The 6,261-nt window shown below is 62.5% G+C and carries 6 protein-coding genes; all 6 read right to left on the bottom strand.

Annotation, left to right across the window (positions count from 1 at the left end; translation table 11 throughout):
• Positions 1-484: 484 nt before the first annotated feature.
• From DBR18_RS02060 to DBR18_RS02035, 6 genes are read right to left on the bottom strand one after another with little or no spacing between them, the layout of a single operon-like run.
• Positions 485-2,428, bottom strand: a complete 1,944-nt coding sequence (locus tag DBR18_RS02060) for a response regulator (protein ID WP_108589071.1) — start codon at positions 2,426-2,428, stop codon at positions 485-487.
• Positions 2,418-3,293, bottom strand: a complete 876-nt coding sequence (locus tag DBR18_RS02055) for a sensor histidine kinase KdpD (RefSeq protein WP_108589070.1) — start codon at positions 3,291-3,293, stop codon at positions 2,418-2,420. Before DBR18_RS02055 ends, DBR18_RS02060 begins: the two co-directional genes overlap by 11 nt.
• Positions 3,286-4,296, bottom strand: a complete 1,011-nt coding sequence (locus tag DBR18_RS02050; protein WP_108589072.1) for an ATP-binding protein — start codon at positions 4,294-4,296, stop codon at positions 3,286-3,288. The genes DBR18_RS02055 and DBR18_RS02050 overlap by 8 nt, the downstream gene beginning before the upstream one ends.
• Positions 4,293-4,697: an anti-sigma regulatory factor gene (locus DBR18_RS02045; RefSeq protein WP_108589069.1), complete on the bottom strand. Its 405-nt coding sequence runs from the start codon at positions 4,695-4,697 to the stop codon at positions 4,293-4,295. The genes DBR18_RS02050 and DBR18_RS02045 overlap by 4 nt, the downstream gene beginning before the upstream one ends.
• A complete protein-coding gene (locus DBR18_RS02040) occupies positions 4,694-5,056 on the bottom strand; it encodes an STAS domain-containing protein (protein ID WP_108589068.1) in 363 nt (120 codons plus the stop codon). The genes DBR18_RS02045 and DBR18_RS02040 overlap by 4 nt, the downstream gene beginning before the upstream one ends.
• A gap of 4 nt (positions 5,057-5,060) precedes the next feature.
• Entirely contained in the window at positions 5,061-5,912 is an 852-nt protein-coding gene (locus DBR18_RS02035; protein WP_108589067.1) for an STAS domain-containing protein, read from the bottom strand.
• Positions 5,913-6,261 lie beyond the last annotated feature (349 nt).

The following is a 6,261-nucleotide window of genomic DNA, read 5'->3' as shown; positions in this document are numbered from 1 at the left end:
CCGGCTCCCACAGGTTTTGTGGTGTGCACAGGATGGGTGATCAACCAGATCCAGTGTGGGAGCTGGCTTGCCAGCGAAAGCGGTGTGTCAGGCAATGAGAGGCTGGATGTACCACCGCCATCGCGGGCAAGCCCGGCTCCCACAGGTTTGTTGGTGTACACAGGATGGGTGATCAACCAGATCCAATGTGGGAGCTGGCTTGCCAGCGATAGCGGTGTGTCAGGCAATGAAGACGCCGGATGTACCGCCGCCATCGCGGGCAAGCCCGGCTCCCACAGGTTTTGTGGTGTGCACAGGATGGGTGATCAACCAGATCCAATGTGGGAGCTGGCTTGCCAGCGAAAGCGGTGTATCAGGCAATGGGATGCCGGATGTACCACCGCCATCGCGGGCAAGCCCGGCTCCCACAGGTTTTGTGGTGTGCACAGGATGGGTGATCAACCAGATCTAGTGTGGGAGCCAGCCTGCTGGCGAAAGCGGTGTATCAGGCACCGTCGAGTGTGCGGCGGACCTTGTCCAGCAGTTCGCTGATCTGGAACGGCTTGACCAGCATTTCCATGCCAGTGCCCAGAAACACCTGACGATTGATCGCGGTCTCGGCGTAACCGGTCATGAACAGGATCGGCAGGTTTTCGCGCCAGCCCCGCGCCACGTCCGCCAGTTCACGACCGCTCATGCGCGGCAGGCCGACGTCGCTCAGCAACAGGTTGATCGTCGGATCATTCTGCAAGCGCTCCAGTGCGGTTTCGATATCCGCCGCCTGGGTGCAGCGATAACCCGCGTCCTCCAGCACCTCATTAACGAACATGCGCACCGCCGACATGTCTTCGACAATCAGCACATGCTCACCGGCGCCTTGCGGGTCCACCGTGGGTGCCGGGATGTCAGCCCCCGTCGGGTCATTGGTCGCCGGCAGCATGATCGTCACTTCCGTGCCGCGTCGTGCCACGCTGCGGATGTGCGCATCACCGCCGGACTGACGGGCGAAACCGTAGATCGTCGACAGCCCCAACCCGGTGCCCTGGCCCAGCGGTTTGGTGGTGAAGAACGGGTCGAACACCTTGTCGATCACACTGTGTTCGATGCCGGTGCCGTCATCGCGCACCGACAGCGCGACATACGCACCATCGGCCAGGTTCGGATCACCATGGGAATACGCCGCATAGGTGTTGACCCAGATATTGCCGCCCCGGGGCAGCGCATCCCGGGCATTGATCACCAGGTTCAGCACGGCACTTTCCAGTTGTACCGGGTCGACCAGCGCAATCGCCGGTTTGCTGGTCAATTCAAGTTTGAGGGTGATGCGTTCGCCAATGGTGCGCACCAGCAATTCTTCCAGCGAGCGCACCTGCTCGTTGATGTCCACCGGTCGCGTGTCCAGCGGCTGCTGACGGGCGAAGGCCAGCAGACGATGGGTGAGGGAGGCCGCGCTCATCGCCGAATTGAGTGCCGCTTCGGCGTAGAACTGCACCTTGTCCGGACGCGCATCGGCCATGCGCTTCTGGATCAGTTCCAGGCTGGTGATGATGCCGGTCAGCAGGTTGTTGAAGTCGTGGGCGATGCCGCCGGTGAGCTTGCCCAGTGCGTCCATCTTCTGCACTTGCAGCAACTGCGATTCGGCGCGCACCCGTTCGGCAACTTCCTTGGCCAGTTGCGTGGTGGTGTCGTCCAGCTGTGCCAGGTGCGAGCGTTCGCGGTGACGGTGCTCGGTGACATCCTCGACGAACACCAGGCTCAGCTGCGGCGTGCGGTACGGCGAAATCTGCCACTCGGTTTCGCGAATCTCGCCCTGCACGCGCATGTTCAGCGTGCCTTTCCAGCGTTCGCCATCGACCAGCCGCAGGCGCAGCTCATTGAGGATCGCGCCCTGATCTTCCTCGAAACATTCGCTGAGGGTGTCCAGGGCGCGGTTGTCCTGAATCATCTGCGCGAAGGCGTGGTTGCACTCATGCACTTTGAGGTTGGCATCCAGCACGGCAATCGGCGCCGAGACGTTGACGAAAATCTCGCGAAACCGCGCCTCGCTCTCGCGCAGCGCATTTTCCGTATCGCGCACCCGCAGCAGGGTGCGCAGGGTCGCCAGCAGCACGTCCGGGTCCACCGGATGAATCAGGTAGGCGTCGGCGCCGGCGTCCAGACCGGTGATGATGTCGCCGGTCTGGATCGACGCCGCCGACACGTGGATCACCGGCAGCAGCGCGGTGCGCACGTCCGCGCGCAGGATCCGCACGATATCGAAGCCGCTCATGTCCGGCAGGTTGACGTCGAGAATCAGCGCATCGAGTGGCTCGCGCTCGATTAGCGCCAGACCTTCGCTGCCGGTGCCGGCTTCCAGCACCTCGTAATCATGCCGTTCCAGACGCCGGCGCAAGGCGTAGCGCGTGGCGACGTTGTCGTCGACGATCAACAGACGGATGTCACGTTTCATCGACGTTCTCCAGAGCGAGCGCCAGTGGAATGATCACGAAAAAGGTCGAGCCGACCCCCGGTGTGCTGTCCATCCCTACTTCGCCGCCGAGCAGGGCGGCGAAGCGCTTGCACAGCGACAGGCCGAGGCCGGTGCCGCGCAGACGTTTCTGCAACGGCGAGTCGACCTGAGAAAAGTCCTCGAACAATGCACCGTGCAGCTCCGCCGCGATACCGATTCCGGTGTCGCTGACGGCGAAACGGACTTTGTCCGAGCCTTCCAGGCGCGCCGAGACCCGCACTTCGCCACGGGTGGTGAACTTCAGCGAGTTGGAAATGAAATTGCGCAGGATCTGCGCGAGTTTCTTGTCGTCGGTGTACAGACGCGGCAAACCCACCGGTTCCTCGAAGATCAGATCCACCGCCGAGGCATCGACGATCGGCCGGAACATGCCGCGCAGGGCGGAGAACAGGTCGAACATGTCGAACCATGCCGGGGAAATGCTGATCCGCCCGGCTTCGATCTTCGCCAGATCGAGCAAGTCATCGACCATGTCGCTGAGTTCGCGGGCGGCGCTGCTGACGAACGCCACCTGCTTGTGCTGCTCGGGGCTGAGCGGGCCGTCAAGTTCGTCGGCCAGCAGGCTGTTGATGCTCAGGATCGAGCCCAGCGGGGTGCGGAACTCATGGCTCATGTACGACAGGAAGCGGCTTTTCAGGTCCGACGCCTGGCGCAGTTGTTCGGCCTGGGTGTCGAGCTCGGCGTAGAGCGCCAGCACGCCCTGGTTGGTTTCGTCGAGTTCCTCGCGCAGGGCCGCCGTCTCGCTTTGCAATCGGGCGATCAGCGCGGCCTGTTCGGCGGCATTCAGGGTTGGCGACTCAGCCATGGGCGGCCTCCAGGGCAACGACCAGTACCGTTACATCGTCGCGCCCGCGACAGAAATCGCGGTGCAGGACGCTGGCTATCACGGCGGGATGGCGATGCACCAGACCGGGGTAGTCTTGAAGGTTCCAACGGGACTGCAAGCCGTCGCTGTACATGATCAATAGATGTCCGTTCACGTGAGCATAGTCAAAGGGCTGGGCTTTCCGGTACTGGCCGCCAACGATGCCCGGATGCGAGGCCAGGCCTCGTGATTTGTCGGCGGCGATCAGGCAGGCGCCGATGTTGCCGACGCCGGTAAAGGTCAGGCTGTCGCGGGCGGCATTGAACTGCGCGAACGCTGCGGCACCGCCGCGGCTGCCGATCATGTCGCGGTGCATGTCCTCCATCAGCAGCACCGGGCTGGCGAACGGCGTCTGGGCGAACACCCCCTCGCCGGCCTTGGCCGCGCGTTCGGCATCTTCACCGTGGCCAAGACCGTCGATCACCAGTGCGCTGACGCTGGCGCCGTTGTACGCCAGATGCCAGGTGTCGCCACACGCCGGATCGTTGTGCAGCGAATGCTGGCTGACGCCGTAACGCAAATCGGGCTGCCGGTCGCTGCGTGGATACAAACGCGCCAGCAGCACCGCGCCACGGGCGTCGGCGTGCACGTCAAACACTTCGGTCTGGCGCGCCACCGCACCCAGACCGATGCCCTGGGTGCCGCCGGTGGAAAAACCGTCGGTCAGGCAGGCGTCCAGATCAAAGCCCTGGGCGCGATCGATCGCGAGCATTTCGATGCCGAATCCACCAGGACGCGGCAACAGACGCAGGTGAAACTCGCCGCGACTGGCATGCTTGAGTATGTTGCTCGCCAGTTCGGTGGCGACCAGCGCCACACGTCCGGCGTCGGTTGCGTCAAAGCCGTGTTGCTCGGCGAGCCGCTGCGCGGTGCGCCGGGCATGGCCGATCTGGCTGCTGTCTTCGATCAGCAGCACCTGGGTCAGCGACCCCGCGATATTCATGTCCATCGGGTGATCGTTATTCGGGTGCCCTTGCCAGGCTCGGTGTCCAGTTCGAACTCGTCCACCAGCCGCTTCGCGCCGGTCAGCCCCAGGCCCATGCCGCTGCCGGAGGTCCAGCCGTCGGTCATCGCCAGTTTGACATCGGCAATACCGGGGCCTTCGTCGCGGAACGTCAAGCGCAGACCGACCTTGTGATCTTCATCGAGAATCTGCCAGTCCATGTCGCCGCCACCACCGTAAACCATGGTGTTGCGAGCCAGCTCGCTGACCGCCGTGACCATTTTTGTCAGGTCGATAAGGCGCATTCCGCATTCGGTGGCCAGTTTGCGGGCAGTCTGGCGCGCGAGCACGACATCCTGCTCGATATGTATGGGTTGAGTACCGCTGCTGCGTACGGTCATTGCCGGTCTACTCGTTCCTGCAGCAGTTGCATCCCGCGCTCGACGTTCAGTGCGGTGCTGACACCCGGCAGGGTCAGGCCGAGTTCGACCAGGGTGATCGCCACCGCCGGCTGCATGCCGACCAGCATGGTTTCGGCGTCCATGATTTTCGACAGGCCGGAGATGGTGCTGATCATCCGGCCAATGAACGAGTCGACCATGTCCAGCGCCGAGATGTCGATCAGCACGCCACGCGCCGAGGTCTTGCTGATGCGCTCGGACAAGTCGTCCTGCAAGGTGAGGGCGAGCTGGTCATGCATGTCGACCTGAATGGTGACCAGCAGGAACTTGCCCATTTGGAGAATCGGGATACGTTCCATCGGCTCAGACCGCTTTGCCGAGGCTGATGCCCAGGCGGGTGAGGGCGAGTTTCAGTGCATCGGCCAGATTGGCCTTGGTCACCACGCCTTGCAGGTCGAGGCCCAGGTGCACGATGGTCTGGGCGATTTGCGGACGTACGCCGCTGATGATGCAGTCGGCGCCCATCAGGCGAATCGCGGTCACGGTTTTCAGCAGGTGCTGGGCCACCAGAGTGTCGACGGTCGGCACGCCGGTGATGTCGATGATGGCGATTTCCGAGCCGGTATCGACGATGCGCTGCAGCAAGGATTCCATCACCACCTGGGTGCGTTGCGAGTCGAGGGTGCCGATCATCGGCAGCGCCAGAACGCCGTCCCACAGCTTGACCACCGGAGTGGACAGTTCCAGCAGTTCTTCCTGCTGACGCTTGATCACCGCTTCCCGGGATTTCTGGAAGGTACGGATGGTGTGCATGCCGAAGGCGTCGAACAGTTCCGAGATTTCCCAGAGCTGTTCAGCCAGCAGCGCCGGTTGTTCGCGGTAATGGCTTTGCAGCAGGGAAAACAGCGGGCCTTTCAGCGCGAAGATGAAACTGGCGGTCTGGTGCGAATCCTGACCGAGCTGGGCGCGGCTGTGGGACAGCTTTTCGAGGAACTGGCGGGTGGCTTCCCAGCCCGGCGCATTGATGTTGCTGCCGTTGTCGCCCTGCAGGCCATTGATCACCAGTTGCAGAAATTCGCTGGTCTGTTGCTGCAGGTCGTGGTCCTTGATATTGCGGGTGGCGCCGCTGGCTTCCAGGCCCTTGATCCATTCGCTCAGCAGTTGTGGTTGTTTGTTCTTCATCGCATCGAGTGTGCTGTTCTGCAGTGCTGCCATGTGCCTGTTGCTCCGTAGCGTATTGGGGCCGGTTCTGTAAAAAATGACCGGTGCGAAGTCAGTGACCTTTGCCGTTCAAAATAGTTGTTCAGGTGCGCAAGGATATTTTTGATCCGGCGCAAGGAATGCCCCGGTAACTCTAGTAGGCGCCCCTCAAACCAGCGATGTTTTGAACGTTGGCACCGTAGCGGCTTCGAATATACAAGGCCGGCGGGTTTGAGTCGCGCCAGCATTGAAAAACGAGGTGGCTATGAACGAGCAATCGCAACAGCAGCAGAAACCGGACGCCGAACCGATCAATCGCAACGACCCGGCCATCGACCCGCAAGTGCCGGGCCAGAGCCCGCCC

This window comes from Pseudomonas sp. HMWF021, from assembly GCF_003061005.1.
Lineage (GTDB): Bacteria > Pseudomonadota > Gammaproteobacteria > Pseudomonadales > Pseudomonadaceae > Aquipseudomonas.
Note: the sequence above shows the minus strand (reverse complement) of the source record. Positions and strands in the feature narration are given on the sequence as shown.